Source organism: Microcoleus sp. D3_18_C4, assembly GCF_036702355.1.
In the GTDB taxonomy this organism is placed as follows: domain Bacteria; phylum Cyanobacteriota; class Cyanobacteriia; order Cyanobacteriales; family Microcoleaceae; genus Microcoleus.
In genome coordinates this window covers 24,379-43,653 of the sequence record NZ_JAUBTF010000043.1, presented here as the reverse complement: position 1 = coordinate 43,653, position 19,275 = coordinate 24,379, and the positions used below count along the sequence as shown (strand labels likewise).

At 44.2% G+C, this 19,275-nt stretch carries 19 protein-coding genes; 12 read left to right on the top strand and 7 right to left on the bottom strand.

What is annotated here, in order from left to right; translation table 11 throughout:
* The first annotated feature begins 12 nt into the window (after window positions 1-12).
* Together QUA90_RS20290 and QUA90_RS20285 are read left to right on the top strand one after the other, a co-directional pair.
* Complete coding sequence (locus QUA90_RS20290) at window positions 13-624, top strand: DNA-3-methyladenine glycosylase (RefSeq protein ID WP_333447393.1); 612 nt, start codon at window positions 13-15, stop codon at window positions 622-624.
* A 49-nt stretch (window positions 625-673) separates the two neighbouring features.
* Entirely contained in the window at window positions 674-973 is a 300-nt protein-coding gene (locus QUA90_RS20285; protein WP_333081447.1) for a hypothetical protein, read from the top strand.
* Between the two features lie 143 nt (window positions 974-1,116).
* Here the strand turns inward: QUA90_RS20285 and QUA90_RS20280 are convergent, their stop codons facing one another.
* Window positions 1,117-2,613 (bottom strand): glycosyl hydrolase family 57, encoded by a 1,497-nt coding sequence (locus QUA90_RS20280; RefSeq protein WP_333447390.1) that lies wholly within the window; start codon window positions 2,611-2,613, stop codon window positions 1,117-1,119.
* Window positions 2,614-2,793: 180 nt separating this feature from the next.
* Here QUA90_RS20280 and QUA90_RS20275 point away from each other — a divergent pair, with 180 nt between their 5' ends.
* The 3 genes from QUA90_RS20275 to QUA90_RS20265 all read left to right on the top strand — a co-directional run bounded on the left by QUA90_RS20275 (window position 2,794) and on the right by QUA90_RS20265 (window position 4,097).
* Entirely contained in the window at window positions 2,794-3,522 is a 729-nt protein-coding gene (locus QUA90_RS20275; RefSeq protein WP_333386862.1) for an AIM24 family protein, read from the top strand.
* 90 nt (window positions 3,523-3,612) lie between these two features.
* Window positions 3,613-3,741: a hypothetical protein gene (locus tag QUA90_RS20270; RefSeq protein ID WP_333386859.1), complete on the top strand. Its 129-nt coding sequence runs from the start codon at window positions 3,613-3,615 to the stop codon at window positions 3,739-3,741.
* Window positions 3,742-3,833: 92 nt separating this feature from the next.
* Window positions 3,834-4,097: a hypothetical protein gene (locus QUA90_RS20265; RefSeq protein ID WP_333447388.1), complete on the top strand. Its 264-nt coding sequence runs from the start codon at window positions 3,834-3,836 to the stop codon at window positions 4,095-4,097.
* 1 nt (window position 4,098) lies between these two features.
* Here QUA90_RS20265 and QUA90_RS20260 read toward each other — a convergent pair whose 3' ends face one another.
* Window positions 4,099-4,248 (bottom strand): hypothetical protein, encoded by a 150-nt coding sequence (locus tag QUA90_RS20260; RefSeq protein ID WP_333325730.1) that lies wholly within the window; start codon window positions 4,246-4,248, stop codon window positions 4,099-4,101.
* A gap of 181 nt (window positions 4,249-4,429) precedes the next feature.
* Between QUA90_RS20260 and QUA90_RS20255 the strand changes: the two genes are divergently transcribed.
* The 3 genes from QUA90_RS20255 to QUA90_RS20245 all read left to right on the top strand — a co-directional run bounded on the left by QUA90_RS20255 (window position 4,430) and on the right by QUA90_RS20245 (window position 9,070).
* The gene (locus QUA90_RS20255; protein WP_333325728.1) at window positions 4,430-5,674 is read left to right on the top strand and encodes a transposase; all 1,245 of its coding nucleotides are present in this window, start codon (window positions 4,430-4,432) and stop codon (window positions 5,672-5,674) included.
* A gap of 103 nt (window positions 5,675-5,777) precedes the next feature.
* The gene (gene glgA, locus QUA90_RS20250) at window positions 5,778-7,253 is read left to right on the top strand and encodes a glycogen synthase GlgA (RefSeq protein WP_333447386.1); all 1,476 of its coding nucleotides are present in this window, start codon (window positions 5,778-5,780) and stop codon (window positions 7,251-7,253) included.
* A gap of 767 nt (window positions 7,254-8,020) precedes the next feature.
* Window positions 8,021-9,070 carry a Fe(3+) ABC transporter substrate-binding protein gene (locus tag QUA90_RS20245; RefSeq protein WP_333447384.1) on the top strand — a complete coding sequence of 350 codons (1,050 nt, stop codon included), beginning with the start codon at window positions 8,021-8,023 and terminating at the stop codon, window positions 9,068-9,070.
* Between the two features lie 65 nt (window positions 9,071-9,135).
* On the opposite strand, the gene QUA90_RS20240 is transcribed toward QUA90_RS20245, so the two are convergent.
* Both QUA90_RS20240 and QUA90_RS20235 read right to left on the bottom strand, forming a co-directional pair.
* Window positions 9,136-9,657 carry a pentapeptide repeat-containing protein gene (locus QUA90_RS20240; protein ID WP_333385637.1) on the bottom strand — a complete coding sequence of 174 codons (522 nt, stop codon included), beginning with the start codon at window positions 9,655-9,657 and terminating at the stop codon, window positions 9,136-9,138.
* 231 nt (window positions 9,658-9,888) lie between these two features.
* Window positions 9,889-11,595, bottom strand: coding sequence for an iron ABC transporter permease (locus QUA90_RS20235; protein ID WP_333447382.1), 1,707 nt, complete (start codon window positions 11,593-11,595; stop codon window positions 9,889-9,891).
* Between the two features lie 126 nt (window positions 11,596-11,721).
* On the opposite strand from QUA90_RS20235, the gene QUA90_RS20230 reads away from it, so the two are divergent.
* A complete protein-coding gene (locus QUA90_RS20230) occupies window positions 11,722-12,810 on the top strand; it encodes an ABC transporter ATP-binding protein (RefSeq protein WP_333447380.1) in 1,089 nt (362 codons plus the stop codon).
* Window positions 12,811-12,885: 75 nt separating this feature from the next.
* Here QUA90_RS20230 and QUA90_RS20225 read toward each other — a convergent pair whose 3' ends face one another.
* Window positions 12,886-13,068, bottom strand: a complete 183-nt coding sequence (locus tag QUA90_RS20225; protein WP_333447378.1) for an element excision factor XisI family protein — start codon at window positions 13,066-13,068, stop codon at window positions 12,886-12,888.
* Window positions 13,069-13,114: 46 nt separating this feature from the next.
* On the opposite strand from QUA90_RS20225, the gene QUA90_RS20220 reads away from it, so the two are divergent.
* Window positions 13,115-14,809 carry an RNA-binding domain-containing protein gene (locus QUA90_RS20220; protein WP_333447376.1) on the top strand — a complete coding sequence of 565 codons (1,695 nt, stop codon included), beginning with the start codon at window positions 13,115-13,117 and terminating at the stop codon, window positions 14,807-14,809.
* 555 nt (window positions 14,810-15,364) lie between these two features.
* Here the strand turns inward: QUA90_RS20220 and QUA90_RS20210 are convergent.
* Window positions 15,365-16,135 (bottom strand): TerC family protein, encoded by a 771-nt coding sequence (locus QUA90_RS20210; protein ID WP_333447374.1) that lies wholly within the window; start codon window positions 16,133-16,135, stop codon window positions 15,365-15,367.
* 338 nt (window positions 16,136-16,473) lie between these two features.
* On the opposite strand from QUA90_RS20210, the gene psaM reads away from it, so the two are divergent.
* Window positions 16,474-16,569, top strand: a complete 96-nt coding sequence (gene psaM, locus QUA90_RS20205; RefSeq protein ID WP_015174804.1) for a photosystem I reaction center subunit XII — start codon at window positions 16,474-16,476, stop codon at window positions 16,567-16,569.
* A gap of 285 nt (window positions 16,570-16,854) precedes the next feature.
* Window positions 16,855-17,271: a slr1601 family putative cell division protein gene (locus tag QUA90_RS20200; protein ID WP_333081435.1), complete on the top strand. Its 417-nt coding sequence runs from the start codon at window positions 16,855-16,857 to the stop codon at window positions 17,269-17,271.
* Window positions 17,272-17,494: 223 nt separating this feature from the next.
* On the opposite strand, the gene ctpA is transcribed toward QUA90_RS20200, so the two are convergent.
* Entirely contained in the window at window positions 17,495-18,733 is a 1,239-nt protein-coding gene (ctpA, locus tag QUA90_RS20195) for a carboxyl-terminal processing protease CtpA (RefSeq protein ID WP_333385615.1), read from the bottom strand.
* Window positions 18,734-19,275: the final 542 nt, after the last annotated feature.

Below are 19,275 nucleotides of genomic sequence, written 5' to 3'. Positions count from 1 at the left end.
TGCTGTTGTTGAGTGAGTGCAAATACTCAGATTGTAGAATCTTTTTGGCTGGCGCGGCCATCTACCAGCGTAGCGCCAGATTTGCTCGGCTGTACTCTGGTGCGGCAGTTTCCTGACGGCGAGACAATTCGGGGAATGATTGTCGAAACCGAAGCTTACGGCCCGGGAGATCCCGCTTGTCACGCTTACCGACAGCGCACTCCTCGCAGTGAGGTGATGTTCGGGCCTCCGGGTATGAGCTACGTTTACTTAATCTACGGGATGTATCACTGTTTTAATGTGGTGACGGATGCAGAGGGAGTTGCTAGTGGTGTGCTGATTCGAGCTTTGCAGCTAGATGCGCTTCCCCAAGAATTCGCTGGAATTCCCCAGAAGAAGCGATCGCGCCTCGCCGCCGGGCCTGGGAAACTGTGTAAGGTGCTGCAGATCGATCGAACTTTAAGCGGTTTTCCCTTGGGTGCAGGCCAACCGCTGCGATTGGAACACCGGAGCGATAACTTTCAGCAAGCTGTGGAGGAGGGTACAATAAATTTTGTGCAAACTACGCGGATCGGGATTTCTCAAGGAATGGATTTGCCTTGGCGGTGGTATGTAGGGAACTCTACCGCTGTGTCACAACTCTAGTAATCTCAAAGGTATCAGTGTAAATTTTGTCGCTTATCTCAGTGAAATTATGGCTTACTCTTCTGAAAATCCGATCGTACAACTCAAAAAATGCCTAACCCTGGTTCAGGATGTTAGCACTCACAACGAAGCCAACCGGGCCTTCGAGCAATTGTGCGGGATTATCGATGCTGAAAACCCAATGGCCGCGCAACTTTTGGAGATGCTTTGGGAAGAAGCAATTATGGCGAGGCGATCGGCTTTATTTTGGCAGCAAATGAGCGATGTTGAGAAAGATATGGCTAATAGAATGATGGAAAATATGACGCAAATGCGGCAAAACTATTTGCGGTTGATGCAGGAAATGTAGACAGTAATTGATAAGTTCGTGTTTGTAGTGAGGACTCTAGTCCTCTCTTTATCAATAAACTTTTCTAGATGTAGGGTGCGTCAACGCTGATATTTGAGGAAGCTCAAACAGTTGGTTTCCGGGGCACCCTACAATAAATTCTGCTACTTCATTAAAGCAGCGCCGCGGTTGTAAAGTTCGCGCGCGTAATCAGTCCAAGTTCCCTGTCCCCAATAGCGGAAACAGCTTGTTTGCACCAACAAATTGTAAAGCAAAGCTTGTTGGTATTCAAACTGCTTAGTAACGGCGGCATCTTGCTGCACCAGCGGGTCGTATTTTTTGTGGAATGCAGCGCTGAGTAGATTCATCGGTTCCAAGACATTTTCGTAGCCTTTCACCCAACTCAAATCGTTAGTCCAAGAAGCACCATCCATGTGAAAATTGTGGTCTGTTTGCTTGAGTTGGGCGATCGCACTTTCCACCTTTTCCGGTGTAGCACTATCAGGATCGACTAACTGCCAGATTTTGTGCTGGTTAATCCCCTGACAAACAGGATAATCATCAGGATTAACGCCCGCCGCTTCAATTATCTCCAAATATTCAGTGCCGTTTAAACCAACAACACCGGATTTTCCCCCGCCTTGTTCGCGGTTTTCGTGCCAAGCTTTGACAAAAGCGCTGGGGAATTCATTCATCATCACGCCACCATTTTCGCCGTCGGCAATCTGAGTAACTAAAGAAGGAACTGTGACATTGCCAATTTGCTGTTTATTGCGTCCTTTCGCTTCGTAATAAGGCTGCATTTGACCCACCAATTTTGTATCCGAACCTTGGGTTTTAATCAAAGCAGTGATACTGATGGTTTCGCCGTGAGAATTGCGGGCCACCAAACGGTTGGGAATATATTTTTGGTCTTGCGACAATCCCGAACCGTCGGGATTTTCTACAGAATGTTCTTGCACCATCAACCAGCGATAGCCGCATTCTTTCAAAGCTTTGATGTATTCGTAAAGGGTGTCGGGGTGATTGGGAAAGTGCATTTCCGGGGGTGAAAAACCTTTAACCCGCTTGAGGGCATCTATGCCAAAAATGGCTGCAAAATGATGTTGCCATGCTTGAATTTGGAGTTTGATGTCGGGAATTGGAGTTGAAGGAATGACGGCGTGACTCCACATTGTCCCCAGCCATTCTACGTGGGGTTGATATTGAGGATCGCAGGTAATCCGCTTGAGATTATCAAAGATATCGTCGCGTCCCATTTGGCGCAATCCCCACAATAAATTGCCCGAATAGTCGAGCATAATTCGCGGGTTGCAGCCTTCAGCAATCAGTTGGGGAATGAATTCTCCCATGCGGGAATAGCACCAAGCAAACACTCCGGCGTTGTGGTTGTCTCCTTGGTTGGGATGTTCAAACATATTCTGGAGATTGCTGATTAGTTCGCCGTTTGCACCGGCAGGAATTGTCGGTTGGTGCATATGCAGGGCGCAGGCGAATCCGGCTTGAATGTTTTCCAGGCGCAGATTTGTGGTAGGTAGAAAGATTGGTTCGTTGCTATTGGCTGCGGCACTGATTTCTGCTTCGGAGCCGCAAATGTTGGGCAATCCTGAGTTGATTTCTTGTAAAATCGGTAAATTGGGAGATTGTGCGATCGCAGGCATAAATTTTTCTCAACACTTGTGGAGGGGCGCTGTCTGCTATTGCTAATATAGCTAGATAATTTAACAGTAGCAGAGGATGTCTGCCAAAGAGAAATTTCACCGGATAAGTCCGGGATCGCGACAGCCCCAAATCACGGGTCAAATGTTTAACACATTTCACGTAAATAGGCGAGGTAAATTATGAAATACGAAATAAAAGTTTTGGAACCAACCGCTTTGTGGTACATCCAAAATAACATCAATCCTGAAACCAATAAGTTTTACCATCCCACTAAGAATATTCCCCTCGTTCAGCAAGCGGAAATTAACTTAAACAATTCGGGAGTGATAATTCAAAAAGGTGCGCTGCATTGGTGTATGGGAAAATTGACTTCCGGTGTTTATAAAACGGATAACCGTTTAAAAGATATGTGGGTATCTTTGACAACGGAAATGGATTACAACGCTCCCGTATATCAAGGAACTGGTACGGTGAAACTGGAACCGAGACAAAAAGGCTATTTCCTGCATTATACGCCGATCGAGCTTTCGGATGCAGAGCAGTGGGAGTTTGATGACGGTATATTTCAGTTTTGTTCGGACAATGTAGTTATCGGTGCTAAAAAACTGAAATTCCGACAAGTGGCTGCTTCTAATGACGGTAGGTGGAGAATTGCTGTTACAGCTTTGCGCGAGCAAAAAGCTACTGTTGTAGCAGCTACAAATTCACCTGCTAAGATTGTCGAACTCAAACAAGGTGAAACTTTGATAGCTGATTGCGATTTGGTTAAAGGATATACCAAGGGGATTGAAGAAGATTATCGAAAATTAGGTCATTTTGGGAAAGGCGGTGGAGAGGGTTATGTTTGGTTTTATCAAGGGAAAGGTAAATTATTAGTATGTGAAAATGATGCTATGGGTTTGGGTTGAGTTGTTGCATTTTTTTCGATCGGTATGAGAATGATGAGTGGGATTTATGTAAGATAAAGAGGAAGAAAGATCGCACACAAATTTGCAGGCATGAAAGTGTCTGAGATTCTCAAAGGTAAAAAAGGTAGTATAAAACAAGCACAGCTTCCGGCAAATTCGCCAAGTTGGGAAGAATTTAGCGAAATGATATGGGAGCAAATAGAAAGAGGTGGTGAATAAAATATCCCAGGCTTTAAGATGGTTCGCAAATTGTTGAGCGATCGGAGATTTGATAGATGAAAAATAATGGATTTGACTAAGTAATATTATTTTTGAAAAAATTGCAAAAACAGGCTATCGATTACAGTTTAGCGCATCATCGCGATGAAGCTCTGATGGTAATTGTAGCTGTACCTGGGGAACGGTGGGAAATTGAATTTTTGAGTGATGGTTCAGTGGAGGTAGAGAAGTTTGTCAGTAATGGAGAGATTGCTGGAGAAGAAGCTTTGAGTGAGTTATTCGATCGATATTCGGAACTAGACGAGACAAATGGCGATTTGGCTCAAAAGATTGAGTTGACAAATGCGATAAAATGAGTTAAATTTTGCGGAATTTGCGATCGAGTTGCAGCACTTTCGACTTGCTCAACCGATGATTTTTCCTTTGAAGGAGAGCTTGCAGCTTCGCCTCGATGATATCCTTCCCCGTTGGGCTATTGCCAGTTATCGCCCAAATCCGTCTCAACATCCGCTACCAGCGCCTATTTTCCCTGTATTCCCAATGGCCGACTTGCTTATCTGCCTAGAAATCATCATAAAATATGGGTGGAAACCCCGTCCTTCTAGGACGGCTTTGCATTTTTGCCACAATTTAAGCAGAAAGCTGAGAGGTTTCGCTGTAGAATAGAATATGCAGCGAGACCAATAGGATGTACCTGACTCAAAAGAACCAAATCCGCAATCTAAACAAGTCTGAGTTTTTGGCACTGCGAGAGTTGTGTCGTCTTAGCAAAAATCTCTACAATGTAGGGCTTTACACTGTTCGACAATACTACTTTCAGGAGCGCAAACACTTGCGTTACGAATCTGCCTACCATCTGTGCAAAGAGAACGAGAACTATCGTTTGCTAAACACGGATATTGCTCAACAGACTTTGAAAGTAGTAGACAGAACGTTTCACAGTTTCTATGCCTTGACTAGCGCTGTTAAATCTGGCAGCTATCAACCGAAGGTGAGATTGCCTCACTACTTACCCAAAGATGGCTACTTTGTATTGATAATTCCTCGGATAGTGGTTAAGGATGGACGGTTTAATGTACCGATGTCGAATGCTTTCAAGAAGCTGTTTGGAGCGGTATCTATTCCATTCCCTGAGAGACTCAATCCTGAAGCTATCAAAGAAGTTCGGATACATTCTAAGTACAATGCTCGATTCTTTGAAGTCGAGTTTGTTTCCCAGGTTGAACCAGAACCTGTTGAAACAGTCGTTGATAGCGCTATTTCGATTGATTTTGGATTGGACAATTTGGCTACTTGCGTTGACACCAATGGGGCATCCTTTATTGTGGATGGTCGTAAACTTAAATCTATTAACCAGTGGTTCAATAAAGAAAATGCCAGATTGCAATCTATCAAAGATAGACAAAAGATTGAGCGGATCACTGAGCGTCAAGCTAGATTGCTTGTCAATCGAAACAATCAAGTTAGGGACTATCTCAACAAAACGGCAAGGCTGATTATTGACCATTGCATTGCCCAGAAAATTGAGCGCGTGATTGTCGGGTTCAATTTGGGCCAGAAGCAGGAAATCAATATTGGCAGTCGCAACAATCAGAACTTTGTCCAAATTCCTTTTCACACTTTGAGAGGTAAGCTGAAATCGCTTTGTGAGCGTTACGGCTTGCTCTACCTTGAACAGGAAGAATCGTATACAAGCAAGGCTAGCGCTTTGGATGGTGACGATTTGCCCGTCTACAATGCCGGCAAACCAGCAACTGACCAATTTTCTGGCAAGCGTGTTAAGCGCGGATTGTATCAGACTTGGGAAGGACATTTGATTAACGCTGATTGTAATGGTGCTGCAAATATTGGCAGAAAAAGTAAGCAGAATGGTTTTACCGGACTGTCTAGAGGCTGTTTGGCACAGCCATTACGAATCAAGATCCACGCTTGATTGCGGTTCTTAAGAATCCCCTCGGCTTCAGGCAGGGGAGTGTCAAATACTTTGTCAAGTTAAGAAAATATTTTTTTGATTCATCCAGGAGCGAGAAAAAAAAATGTACATTGTACAAATTGCCTCGGAGTGCGCCCCCGTCATCAAAGCAGGGGGTTTGGGAGACGTAGTTTACGGTTTGAGTCGGGAGTTGCAGAATTCCGGCCACAGCGTCGAGATTATTCTACCCAAGTACGACTGCATGAGGTACGACCACATTTGGGGACTTCACGAGGCCTACCGGGATCTTGCTGTGCCCTGGTATGGTGGCGAAATCCTCTGTGATGTCTTGTGTGGCTGGGTGCATGGGCAGTTGTGTTTTTTCATCGAACCTCGCTCTCAAGATAACTTTTTTAATCGCGGCTGTTATTACGGCTGCAATGACGACAATATGCGGTTTGCATTTTTCAGCAAAGCCGCTTTGGAATTTTTGCTCAGAAGCAACAAGCGTCCCGATGTGATTCACTGTCACGATTGGCAAACTGGTTTGGTTCCAGTCTTGCTGTTTGAAATATACAAATACAATTGGATGGAATATCAGCGAGTCTGCTATACCATTCACAATTTCAAACATCAAGGCATGGGAGGTAGCGATATTTTGCAAGCAACGGGTTTGCACAGACCGGATTATTATTTTGATTACGATCGCCTCCGAGATAACTTTAACCCTTTTGCCCTCAACTTTATGAAAGGCGGCATTGTTTACTCGAACTTTGTCACCACAGTTTCGCCGCACCACGCTTGGGAAGCTCACCTGGGCGAGTTTGGCTACGGTTTGGGCCACACATTGCATTTATATCAAGATAAGTTTCGCGGGGTGCTCAACGGCATCGATTATGATGTGTGGAATCCCGATAGCGATCGCTATATTCCGCAGCACTACAATCAGGATGATTTGGCAGGAAAAGCCAAAACTAAAAAAGCTTTGCGCGATCGGCTGTTCCTGCGCGATGCTGACAAACCTATTATTACCTTTATCGGTCGTTTGGACGACCAAAAAGGCGTTCATCTCGTTCACCATGCAATTTATTACTCTCTGACTAAGGGAGCGCAATTCGTACTTTTGGGTTCCGCGACGGAAGCGGGAATTAACTCTCATTTCCAGCACGAAAAATACTTTTTAAATGACAATCCAGACTGCCATTTAGAACTAGGTTTTAATGAGGAACTGTCGCACTTAATTTATGCGGGTGGGGATATGATTGTGGTTCCCAGTAATTACGAACCCTGCGGGCTGACTCAGATGATTGGGTTGAGGTACGGTACTGTTCCTGTGGTGCGGGGAGTTGGCGGTTTGGTGAATACTGTGTTCGATCGAGATTACGACACCCGCCACCTGCCGGAAGAACGCAACGGTTACGTGTTTTATCAAACCGACTACTCTGCTTTAGAGTCGGCGCTCGATCGGGCGATCGGATTGTGGTATGACTATCATGATGAATTTGAAAAACTCATGCTTCAAGGCATGAATTGTGACAATTCATGGAAATATCCAGCTAAAGACTATGTGGAAATTTACGAGCTAATTCGACACAAATAATCCGCAGGGTGTCCAGTGTGCAAATTACTAACTGTAGGGTGTGCACTGCTAGCCCGCGTCTTGGTGGCTGTTGAGCCTGGTCGAGAATTCCGGCAGTTGATACATGGCGGTGACGCGAATCGCTTGGGAGATGGCTGTTGCTTTTTTTTTTGGGAGTGCGAGGTTGTTTAAGGAATCTTTTTAAATTTACCTATGGGCTAAATCTAATAAAACCTCTAAAAGTTGTTGTCGCTCACAATTAGTAAAAGCACTGTCTGCCCTTTGATGGCAGACAGTCAGAAACCTATGGGGGATACGGCTGGGGAGTTTTTGGAGATGTCTATTGCAAACAACTGTTGTGATACCTAATCAGCAAAAATCTGTGTCATAAATACACTCCTGGACGCATCAAAACCTTCATAAGCAAATTTTTTGACGTTGCATAATAGCGGCATGATTTTGATTTTTTTTGTGGATGGGCCCATGAGTCCGAAGGCGTGTATTTTCAGAGCAGGCGGGACACCCTACAATAATCATCCTCAAATTGTGCAAGGTCAATTTTTTACCTAATCTGCGGGCTACCACAAAGTCTTGTCGTAAAAAAGACCGCCGGTTGAGCGAAGTCGAGACCGGATTTCTGACCACGAGTGCGTCAGCCCTAAAATAGTTACGCTTTTGATCATCAAATAAGAATTACTTGCATTAATATAGTAAAGCAATGACTATAGATGGCTGTAGATACACCATCGTGTCAAATACCAGATGAAAAAATCTATCATTATAGAACAATGAGCATTTCTCGGCGTATTTTTCTTGCCAGTGGTACAGCAATGGCTGTCGTGGCCGTGGGGGAACTAAGCAAAAAAGCCCCTGTCGCAGCCCAAACCGGCACTCTCAACCTTTATTCAGCACGTCACTACGACACTGATAATGAGTTGTACCAAAGCTTCACCAAAAAAACTGGGATCAAGGTTAACCTCGTTGAGGCGGATGCTGACCAACTAATTGAACGGATCAAAAGTGAAGGTGCAAATAGCCCCGCTGATGTTTTCATCACGGTGGATGGTGGGCGTTTGTGGCGGGCGAAACAAGCAGGTATCCTGCAACCTGTTTCTTCAAAAGTGTTGACATCGGCAATTCCAGCAAGTTTGCGAGATCCTCAAGGTTTCTGGTTTGGTCTATCGCGCCGGGCACGGGTGATTGTTTATAACAAAAGCAAGGTGAACCCTGCCCAATTGTCAACCTATGAGGCGCTGACAGAACCTCGGTGGAAAGGCAAAGTTTTAGTGCGATCGTCCACTAATATCTATAATCAGTCTCTGGTTGGGGCTATGTTAGCCGCTCATGGAGCTCAAAAAACAGAAGCTTGGGCACGAGGATTGGTGGCTAATTTTGCGCGTCCTCCAGAGGGAAATGATACGGCGCAAATCAAGGCTGTTGCTGATGGGGTAGGCGATATTGCCATTGTTAATACCTATTATGTAGCTCGCTTAATGAAATCGAAAGATCCAGCAGAAAAAGCGATCGCGGCGAAAGTAGGTGTATTTTTCCCGAACCAGCGCGATCGCGGTACCCACGTCAATATTTGTGGTGCTGGTGTAGTGAAAACCTCCCGTAACAAAGCAGGCGCGACCAAATTCTTGGAACACTTAGCCAGTCCCGAAGCGCAACAAATTTTTGCTAGGAGTAATAACGAATACCCTGTGATTTCAGGTGTGGCGATCGATCCTGTAGTGGCAAGTTTTGGTACATTCAAATCTGACCCTCTCAACCCTGATGTGTTTGGGAAAAATAACCCCGAAGCTTTAAAGGTTGCCGATCGCGCAGGATGGAAATAGAGGCTTTTTGAACAAGAAGCTACTCTTTGTGATTCGGCGGTTTCAACCGCCGAATCCCATCAACTTTAATTTTTAATTTTACCATCCGGCATTATAGCGCCTGTCAGGTTTGCCCCTGTCAGGTTTGCCCCTGTCAAATCAGCACTATTTAAGTCAGTTTCACTTAAATCGGCATTACTAAGATTGGCATTATTCAGTTTGGCCCCTCGCAAAAAAGCCCCCTTGAGATTTGCATTACTCAAATCAGCATTTGTGAGATCGGCAGAAAATAAACCTGCTTTTTCCAGAGAAGCACCTTTTAAATTTGCACCTTTGAGATTGACGCTATCGAGTAAGGCTTCATTAAGTTTGACCTTTTCTAGCATTGCACCTTCCAACTTAGCACCATTGAGATTAGCGCTGGTTAAATCAATGTCACTTAACTTGGTATCAGCCAGGTCACATCCTGGACATTGCTTAGTTTTTTGTAATGTTTCGAGGGGACCAGCCACCTGTTTTTGGCATCCAAAGGTGACAAAAATAGTAAGCAGTAACAAGGAAATTGTGCCAGTAGTGCGGGTAAACATTGCTGAAATTTTATTAATCATCTTGATTTATGAAGGAAAAAGGAAGAGGGAAGAAGGGTTGATACATTCTCCTGAAACCCGCCAGGGAATAAATTCCCCCTCTTATAGCTAAAGTCAGTTGAAACCGACTGAAATCCTAGCTGTATAGTCGTCTTCAGACGACTTTCGCTATGAGACAGGGGTTGAAACCCCTGTCGGCGTATAGCTTTAAAAGAATCAATCACCTCTGCAAGCAGGGAAGACATTTGGCGGTTATAGTGTTGAAGACTTGCGCGATCGCGCAATTTTCCAACTTAATAAAATAACCGGTAACATCCCCACTAAAACAATTGCCAATGCTGGGCCAGAAGCTTCAGCCAATCGTTCATCTGAGGCAAGTTGATAAGTTCGCACCGCCAAAGTATCAAAGTTAAAAGGTCTAATAATTATAGTAGCAGGTAACTCTTTCATTACATCAACGAATACTAACATCATGGCAGTTAGTAGACCTCCCGTCATCATTGGTGTATGAACTGTAACTAAAGTTTGCATCGGGCTATAACCCAAACTTCTCGCCGCATCATCTAAATTAGGCTTGATTTTGCCCAAACTTGACTCCACCGCATTTAAAGAAACAGCAAGGAAGCGAACTATATAAGCAAATACCAAAGCTGCGATCGTACCGCTTAACAGCAAGCCTGTAGAAATTCCCCAGTTTTGACGCATCCAACTATCAAATAGATTGTCAAATTTTCCAATGGGAACCATAATCCCCACTGCAATCACAGAACCAGGTACAGCATAGCCCATTGCCGCAACTCTCGTTCCTAACTGCACTCCTAAATTAGGATATAACCGTAAGCCATAAGCCATAATCAAAGCAATAATTACGGCTAAAATAGCTGTCAGGGTTGCCAAAATTAAACTATGACGGGCAAAGATCCAAAAGCGTTCATCTAAAGTGAGTTGCCAATTAGCTAAGGTCAACTTGACTAAAAGACCGGCTGGCAATAAAAAACCAAAAAACAGGGGCATCAAACAAGCAATTACTGCTAAATTTTCCCGAATTCCTTTAAGTTGATAAGTTTGCAGTTGGCGATAGCGGCTGCTAGCTTGATAATATTTAGTCCGACTTCGAGACCAGCGTTCTAGTAAAATTAAACCGAGAACAAATAATAATAGCATCGCCGCTAATTGATTGGCTGCAATTCGTTCTCCCATGCCAAACCAAGTCCGATAAATACCTGTGGTGAATGTATCAACTCCAAAATACTGAACAGTGCCATAATCGTTGAGAGTTTCCATCAAAGCCAGTGCTAAACCTGCTACAATTGCGGGTCTTGCCATTGGTAAGGCAACTGTAATAAAACTCCGCCAAGGGCTACAGCCAAGTATTCTACTAGCTTCTAGGGTACAAGTGGATTGCTCCAAAAATGCAACTCGTGTTAATAGGTAGACGTAGGGATATAAAACTAAGATTAGCATTAAGATTGCTCCTGGGAGCGATCGCACGTTAGGAAACCAATAGTCTCCATAACTCCAGCCAAAAATATAACGCAAAGCACTTTGAACTGGGCCGGAAAATTCTAAAAAGTCTGTATAAATATAAGCTAGGACATAAGCTGGGGCCGCTAAGGGTAACAGTAATGCCCATTCAAATACGCGACTGGCCCGAAAGCGACACATTGTTACTAGCCACGCACATCCTACGCCAATCACGACAACACCAAAGCCTACACCGATCATTAACAATAAAGAGTTGACGATATAACGGCTTAAAACTGTATCGGTTAAATGTTGCCATGTATCTTTAGCTTCAAAAAAGATACTGGATAAGACACTGATGACTGGTATGGCGATCGGCAATGCTAAAGCGATAACCGCAAGTGTCCACCCACTCGCCGATAAACCGCGTAAGGTCGATAGCCATTGGATTGTCCTGATTCCTGTTTGCTGTAGTGATTTTTGGGAATTTTTCATTGCTAGTAAAAAGTCTAGCTTGCTAGTTTATCAGTATGTGTAAACATTTGTCAAGCCTTTATGACAATTTATATCACTAAACTGGTATATTGTAGAATAGTAAGTTGTTGATTATTTATAGCAATAATGGCTCGATCGATAATTCTGCATTTGGATGGTGTAACAAAACAGTATTCCCAAGCAGCATCACCTGCGGTGGCATCTGTCACCCTGACCTTACATCAAGGAGATATACTGGGGTTGTTGGGGCCATCGGGTTGTGGGAAAACAACGTTGCTGCGGTTAATTGCGGGTTTTGAACAGCTACAAGCAGGGACGATCGCTCTAGCAGGAAAAACTGTAGCCAGTGTTAATATGTCAGTCCCGCCGGAACAGCGAGACATTGGTATGGTGTTTCAAGACTATGCACTATTCCCCCATTTGACAGTCGCGAAAAATGTAGCTTTTGGCTTGACGCATCAAGGAAAAGAGTCAAAGCATAATATTCAGAAAGGTGTCACCGAAGCATTAGCGCTGGTGGGATTAGAAGGATTGGAAAACCGTTATCCCCATGAATTATCCGGGGGTCAGCAACAGCGAGTGGCGCTGGCGCGTGCTTTAGCCCCTCGACCTGCGATTATTTTACTAGATGAACCGTTGAGTAATTTAGATGTACAAGTACGGTTAAGATTGCGTCAGGAAGTCCGCGAGATTCTGAAAGCAACGGGAACCTCTGGTGTATTTGTCACGCACGATCGCGAAGAAGCACTTTCGATTTCAGATTGGGTAGCGGTGATGCGTCAAGGCAAATTAGAACAGTTTGGCACTCCAGAGGAAGTTTATCAAGAACCAGCCTCTCGATTTGTGGCTGAGTTTGTGACGCAAGCTAATTTTGTTTCTGCATCGCTAAAGCAGGATTTTTGGGAAACAGAAGTAGGTTGTTTTGCTGTTAAAGGAGATTCATTGGTAAAAGTTCCTTGTGATGTTTCTACTGAAGGAGAATTGATGATCCGGCAGGAAGACTTGAGTTTATACTTAGATGAAGATTCGGCTGTTGTGGTTTGCGATCGCCAATTTTTAGGTAGAGAAAATCGTTATTGTTTAAAGACTCCTTCTGGCGAAAAGTTATATGCACTGACAACCACAGGAAATGTTTTTCCCATTGGTTCTAAAGTTCGGTTATCTTGTGGTGAGAATTCTCCCTTAGCTTTCTTTGTCGGTAAGTCTAAGCCATAGCTAATGACTAATTGCTAATAGGGGAAAAATCCTCCCCATCTTCCCATCTCCCAGTCTCCCCCTCTTCCTTCTTCCTTATACTGCCTGATAGGTTTTCTGTCTATCGCTGTTGTCAGGGAAGGAGCTAGTCACGATATCCTCTGCTTTTATAGCTGCTGCAATCAGCTCTTGGCTTAGACCTTTCTCGAAGTTATCCTCTTCAATTACAACTTTATAATCAATTAAACGAGAAATTATTATACGGCATCTGTGATACAATTCTAAGTTAGACGTACATCTACAGAGAATACTGCATTCAAAAGTTATGAGGATCAAAGACCAAGACTCAATAAGAGAAATAATAGCTGCTTGTAAAGTAACGCCAAGTGAGAGTATTGAGAGCGAAGAAATTGAATTTAAAGAATATAGGGATATTCAGGCCCTGAATAATGCTAAAGATTTAGCTGAAGAAGTTTCAGCATTATCCAATTTTCGGGGTGGAATTATCATTATTGGAATTAAAGACAGTTCTAATGTAATTAATCACAATTGGCTCAGTCAACTTGTTGGTTTTGAACAGGGAGACGTTATTGAAATTGAGCAGCGTCTAAAAGGTAAGCTAAAACCATCTCTGGAGATATGTGCTGAGTATTTAGATTTTGAAAGTAAGTTTTATTTGATTATTCATGTTCCACATCGACGAGATTCTTTGATAACTACATCAAGTGGTAAGGTTTGCATTAGAGATGGTAGATCAAGCCGTCCTATGGAGCCTCATGAAGTTAGGCAAGCAGTAAACAATTTACAAAATTATGATTGGAGTGCAGATATATTAGATTTAGATGTGATTGCTTGCTTAGATACCATTGCATTAGATGAAGCTTATGAAGATTATTGTAGGAGGAAACAATATTCTGTAGAATCTCAGCCCGATAAATGTGCTTTTTTAGAAGCAATCGGGGCTACAAATAACGGCTCTCTCACAAAAGCTGGTCTGTTGTTTCTGGGTAAAGGGAATTTTATTAAACAATGGTTAGGTGCTTATGAATATAGATTTAGTTGCAAAACCCGATCAGAAAAACTTTTGATAAATGAGGTATGGGAAGAATGTATCTGGAGATCTATAAAGTTCGCTAAGGACTACTTTAACACCTGCAATATAAATCACGAAATTAAATTCAAACATAATAATTATTATGCACCAATTCTTGACGACCAGGCATTTCATGAAGCTTTTATTAATGCTATTGTCCATAGAGATTATTCTCTTGATGGAATGATATCTATTGATTTTGATATTGCCCAAATGACTATTACTAATCCAGGTAGCTTCTATGGTGGAGTTACATCAGAAAACATTGTAATCCATCCGCCGAGGCATCGCAATAAAGCTTTGGCTAAGCTCATGATGCAGTTTCAGCTTGTTGACAGGGCTGGAATGGGTATTAAGAGAATGGGTCTAGGTTCTTTAATATATGGAAGAGAATTTCCGAGATTTGCAGAATCCTTTGATTGCGTAGAAGTTGCTATGCAAGCTGAATCAGTTTTGCCAGGAATATTTGTGTTAGTCCAAGGTAATCCAGAGGCTTATGGGTTAATCGATTTAATTTTAATCAATAGTCTGTATAGGCAAGGATCAATCTCTGTTAATGAAGCTCAGAAAAGAATTCGCTCCATTTCAACTTCTTGGAAATCTTTAAAGGAGTCAGTTGAGAAAATAGAACAAATTGAATTTTGCGGAAGTAAAGAGGGAGTTTATATAAGAGTAAAGCCTACATGGAATGATTTTTTTGATATAAGAAAAACTTTTTCAGTGACACCAACTTCAACAAAACACGTTAAATTATACGATTATCTAATGGAATTTGAAGAGGCCTCAAATGATGAGATAACAACTCTCTTGGAACACAAGAACAGTAATCACACAAGTAAGTTTCTAAAAGAGGCAAAATATGTTTATCGTATTGGTAATTCAAGAAACTCACGTTGGTTAATCAGAAAAGATTCAGGTGAAAAATAAAATTTGTAATGGCTGCTGCTGTTATTTCGGTATGTATCAATAACAGTACTTTGTGAAATTATAGAGTTATCTAGGAAAGGTCTAACAACGCCCATGCACACCGACCGCCGAAAAGTGATCGGTGATGATGCAGAGGTTATCTGCGGTGGGTGATTGGGAACGTTACATTTTTTACCAACAGGTGAAATGCGATCGCCTGCAACTCCTTCCCATCCCTCGCCCTCTTTCCCTCTCCTCAAAAAATAGAGCAACCAGCAAGGATTAAATCAGATCCCGATCGATCGCCAATATGCCGCCAACCCCCTCAGCAACCAATTCCCCTCCCTATCCCACCAGTCTAACCATTGCTGAGTCTGATTTTGCTAACTGCCGAACCATAGACCCCATTCTACTCCCATGAGTTCGATCGGCTAGTGAAGGAAACAATATTACAAAATAAAAGCCTTTCATCCCCGGACTAAAGTCACCGGGATGAAAGGCTTTTGCACGTTTTGACCAGCCTTCAATCTTGTTGGTTTGACAGATTTAAGCTAATTTTATTCAAATGAAAGTATGTTAATTTTCGGACTTCTGTCCTTGCGCTTCTCGCACAGAAACTTCTGAATCCGGCTGATTCAGAGCCATTTCTAGAGATTTTGCAATCTCGACTGACTCAGGAGTACGCTTAGAAAATCCCCAGACAAACATCAAGACGATACTGGAAACTAGCAGCCATTGCGGAGGAACTAAATCGGGATTAATTACTTTCACCAACAACCGCATTCCCACGAAGCCAACTGTGATGTAACCAGCACTTTCTAGGTGAACGAACTCATCCAGCCAGCGGATGAACAACCCGGCCATGAATCGCAGGGCAATAATTCCAATAGTAGCGCCTGTTACAACGATAAAAGTGTTGTCAGAAACAGCGATCGCAGTAGTAACGCTATCCAATGAAAACGCTAAATCCGTAAAAGCAATCATGGGAATTGCTTGCCACACAGTCGCAAATCTGGGCCCGTGATGTTCTCCCTCGGAGTCTGTATCTGAAGTAAAATGTTGGAAAACAAGCCACAGCAGGTAGAGAGCACCAAGCAGCTCAAACTGCCAGTATTGGATCACCCAAGTAGCCGTTAAAATTAGGGCGATCCGCAGAACAAAAGCAATTATCAAACCCAAGTTGAGAGCTCTTTGCTGATCCTTGGCATCTTCCAAACCTTTAGAAATAGAGGCCAGGGCGATCGCGTTGTCAGCCGAAAGTACAGCCTCCAAAGCCACCAAAACCAACAATAATAAAAAGCCGTCAACTCCAAAATTGGGTGAAGCGTCGAGAAATTGATCTAGCATTAACTATTTTGTGCACCTAAAAATGGCAAGGGTCGAGCGCAGCGCAAATTACCCGCTCTGTCTAACATTAGTGTCACCTTCACTTAAATCTTAACCTAACGCGGTAATTCTGTGCGAGGCGATCGTCCGAACAACGTCCGAAGGAAGCAGCCCCAGGAAACCAGGAAAAATTATCCCCCTCCGACACTCAAAAACTGCGCCACTACGCCACTGCGCCACTGCGCCACTCCTCCCCGGAGGCACCATTTGTGTTGCAAGTTGTAACAAATGATTCCCAAAAGTGCCAATTTGTCTCAAATTGGTGAAAGCTCGTGCCCGCGAAAAGGAGTTTTGCGAATATGTCTTTAACAGATACCCAAGTCTACGTAGCGCTCGTAATTGCTTTGATTCCCGGAATCTTGGCTTTCCGGCTGTCAACTGAACTGTACAAATAGTTTCCAGACACCAGTTGCGAACCGCAAAACGCCTGCCTGAGCAGTTAGATCTCTCGGATTACAGATACAGACAATTGCTGCCCCAGTGCACTAGATTGTTTGTGTTCAGCAAGACGAGACTGCAAGGGCAGGCATTTTTATGGGAAAATTCCGTCTTCAGGCGTCACCTTTGTCTCAACAATTTTGGCTGTCAGCACCCTGACTAACAGCGGCGAGTGTGCGTTAAGCTCAGAATTTGCTCTGTTGAACTCTAAAACGTCAGTCTCAGGTATTTGAAAAAAAATTATGCAAGCGATTCAACCCACCGTTACCCCACTGCGTCCTGTAAAAAACTCCCCTCGGGTTACTCCTCGTCGCAGCAGCAGCCGCCAGCGTTCCTACCCTCACCAAACCCTCGCGGCCGAAACAGGCGTCAAGTTGGCAGTCAACATGGTACTTTCAGTCTGTGCCACTTCTGCTTTGCTTCAGCTTTGGCCTCACTACCGGGCGGTGCAAGAAAAATTGCACGAAATCCAAGCTGAAGTCAATCTTACCCAAGGGCGAGTAAATCAGTCGCGATCGGACTTTAACCGCTACTTTGACCCTAGTCTTGCTAAAACTGTGATGCAAGAGCAAAGCAACCAAGCTGACCCGCAGCAGCGTCAGGTCATTTTGCAAGAAGCCGATGTACCCGAAGCCGAGGAATCAACCCCGCAACCTTAAGGGAACGGCTGTTTTGGGTTTTGATATCACGTCCGATGTGCATCATTCTTTTATGTCATTGCTTCGCACAGCGAACAATGACAGATGGATCTGTCGGACGTGATATCACTTTTGACTTAAAGAGTTTTTAGGATGATTCTTGTCTGTCCTGGGGAACGAAACGCAGAGACAGACAGACCTGCGTATTGTTACCTGTTGCAATCTCAAAACTTCAAACTCCGGCTTATACTGACTTTGCCAGCACGGTTTTTTCTTTCAGTAGTTGCAGTGCAGCTTGATATTGCAAGTCTGCTGCGGTGCCGATTTCATCGCGCGCGATGGGTTCCAAAGGCACTACGCGATCGGGCGAAATCCCCAGCTTGTTAATATCTTTATGGTTAGGTGTCTCGTACTTAGCAACAGTCACGGCCAACCCAGAACCGTCAGACAAATCAAACAGCGACTGAATCAGTCCTTTGCCAAAAGTCTTTTCTCCTACCAGTTGAGCTCTGCCGTTATCTTGCAGCGCACCCGCCAAAATTTCGCTAGCACTGGCAGTTCCCTTGTTCACCAAAACAATCAGTGGATCGTTAGTTAGGGCTTGTCCAGAGGCTTCAAAACTGCCGAGAATGCCCTGTCTGTTCACCGTGTAGACGATCGTCCCAGAATCGAGCCACAAGCGGGCAATTTCAATCCCTGCTTGCAACAGTCCGCCCGGGTTGTTTCGTAGGTCGAGAATGTAGGCCGCGGCTCCTTGTTTTTCCAAGCGGTCGATCGCGTGAGCGACTTCCTCAGTGGCGTTAGCGCTGAATTGACTCAAGCGAATGTAGCCCAGCGGCAAATTCTCCGAGGCCGATTGCAATTCGGCGTAAACCGGATTCAGAGCAATGCGATCGCGCACTAGCTCAATGTCCTCAGCAACGTCCCTTCCCTCGCGCCCCAAGGTCAAGGTAACGGCAGTGCCGATGCGGCCGCGCATTCGAGTTGCAGCCTCGTCTAGGCTCAATTCTGAGGTAGGAGTGCCGTCTATTTTCAGAATGCGATCGAGGGGTTGGATGCCAGCTTTATCCGCCGGTGAGCCGGCCAAAGGAGCCACCACTGTCAGGGTATTTGTCTGGGGGTCGATCGCAATTTGCAGCCCCACTCCCGTCAATTCTCCCGAAGTGTTGACCTGCAAACTGCGGTACTGTTCGGGTTTCAGTAGTCGAGTGAAGGGGTCGTCGAGTTTCGCCAGCATCCCCTGAATAGCCGTGTAAGTCTGCTGTCTGTCGTTAAGCGGTTCCTTGACAGCTTTTTGGCGAATCGACCACCAGTTTTGAGAGTTGAAGCTGTCGTCCACATAAGAGCGATTGACAATTCGCCAAGCTTCGCTCAATAGCTGCTGTTCAGGAGTCAGCGCCGCGGCAGGCTGCGCCCACCCACCTAGAACCAGGACGACTTGGAGGACAAGTAAAATCGCAATCTCGAAAACTCGTCTGTGCATGATTGTTCCGTAAAATACCAGTAAGTATTACATTTTATGTATTTTACGTTTGTACGTTGGGAACGCTGTTGCAGATTTAACTCGCCTTGTGAACGATCGCGAGCCTCCCGCTGCCACTTGTAAATAAATATAAGCGATCGGTCGTCGATGATATTACGCGATCGTCTCAGGAATAGGGCGCGATTTGCTTGCGCTTTGGGCTGGCGCGACCCGCGAGGGATTGCTTGTAAACCTTGTTCCACTCTCCGCAGACATACTAAAGCACCGCCTAACTATGTCCATTAGTCGTGGACGCATCGGAGTCGAGAAACGGGGTTTGATGTACGAAATTACTTAGTTATCACGCGCAGATTCGGGAAAAAATTCGGTTTCTGAGTCTCGGAGTGCGTTCACGACTATCTGTCTGGATGCAACAATATTGAGTGGCATCCGTACATCATCGATACGTTAAAAATTAATGATTATATAATTGGTTAAGTTATCAAAACTTCTATGAATTTTTGATAACTAAAGTGGGAAAAACAAAAATTTTTTGGAGCGCT

What these genes read in the sequence shown, in the direction of transcription:
- QUA90_RS20285 (WP_333081447.1), top strand. Translation starts at nt 674, where the DNA reads ATGGCTTACTCTTCTGAAAATCCGATCGTACAACTCAAAAAATGCCTA.
- QUA90_RS20280 (WP_333447390.1), bottom strand. Translation starts at nt 2,613, where the DNA reads ATGCCTGCGATCGCACAATCTCCCAATTTACCGATTTTACAAGAAATC.
- QUA90_RS20275 (WP_333386862.1), top strand. Translation starts at nt 2,794, where the DNA reads ATGAAATACGAAATAAAAGTTTTGGAACCAACCGCTTTGTGGTACATC.
- QUA90_RS20270 (WP_333386859.1), top strand. Translation starts at nt 3,613, where the DNA reads ATGAAAGTGTCTGAGATTCTCAAAGGTAAAAAAGGTAGTATAAAACAA.
- QUA90_RS20260 (WP_333325730.1), bottom strand. Translation starts at nt 4,248, where the DNA reads ATGTTGAGACGGATTTGGGCGATAACTGGCAATAGCCCAACGGGGAAG.
- QUA90_RS20255 (WP_333325728.1), top strand. Translation starts at nt 4,430, where the DNA reads ATGTACCTGACTCAAAAGAACCAAATCCGCAATCTAAACAAGTCTGAG.
- glgA (WP_333447386.1), top strand. Translation starts at nt 5,778, where the DNA reads ATGTACATTGTACAAATTGCCTCGGAGTGCGCCCCCGTCATCAAAGCA.
- QUA90_RS20245 (WP_333447384.1), top strand. Translation starts at nt 8,021, where the DNA reads ATGAGCATTTCTCGGCGTATTTTTCTTGCCAGTGGTACAGCAATGGCT.
- QUA90_RS20240 (WP_333385637.1), bottom strand. Translation starts at nt 9,657, where the DNA reads ATGATTAATAAAATTTCAGCAATGTTTACCCGCACTACTGGCACAATT.
- QUA90_RS20235 (WP_333447382.1), bottom strand. Translation starts at nt 11,595, where the DNA reads ATGAAAAATTCCCAAAAATCACTACAGCAAACAGGAATCAGGACAATC.
- QUA90_RS20230 (WP_333447380.1), top strand. Translation starts at nt 11,722, where the DNA reads ATGGCTCGATCGATAATTCTGCATTTGGATGGTGTAACAAAACAGTAT.
- QUA90_RS20220 (WP_333447376.1), top strand. Translation starts at nt 13,115, where the DNA reads ATGAGGATCAAAGACCAAGACTCAATAAGAGAAATAATAGCTGCTTGT.
- QUA90_RS20210 (WP_333447374.1), bottom strand. Translation starts at nt 16,135, where the DNA reads ATGCTAGATCAATTTCTCGACGCTTCACCCAATTTTGGAGTTGACGGC.
- psaM (WP_015174804.1), top strand. Translation starts at nt 16,474, where the DNA reads ATGTCTTTAACAGATACCCAAGTCTACGTAGCGCTCGTAATTGCTTTG.
- QUA90_RS20200 (WP_333081435.1), top strand. Translation starts at nt 16,855, where the DNA reads ATGCAAGCGATTCAACCCACCGTTACCCCACTGCGTCCTGTAAAAAAC.
- ctpA (WP_333385615.1), bottom strand. Translation starts at nt 18,733, where the DNA reads ATGCACAGACGAGTTTTCGAGATTGCGATTTTACTTGTCCTCCAAGTC.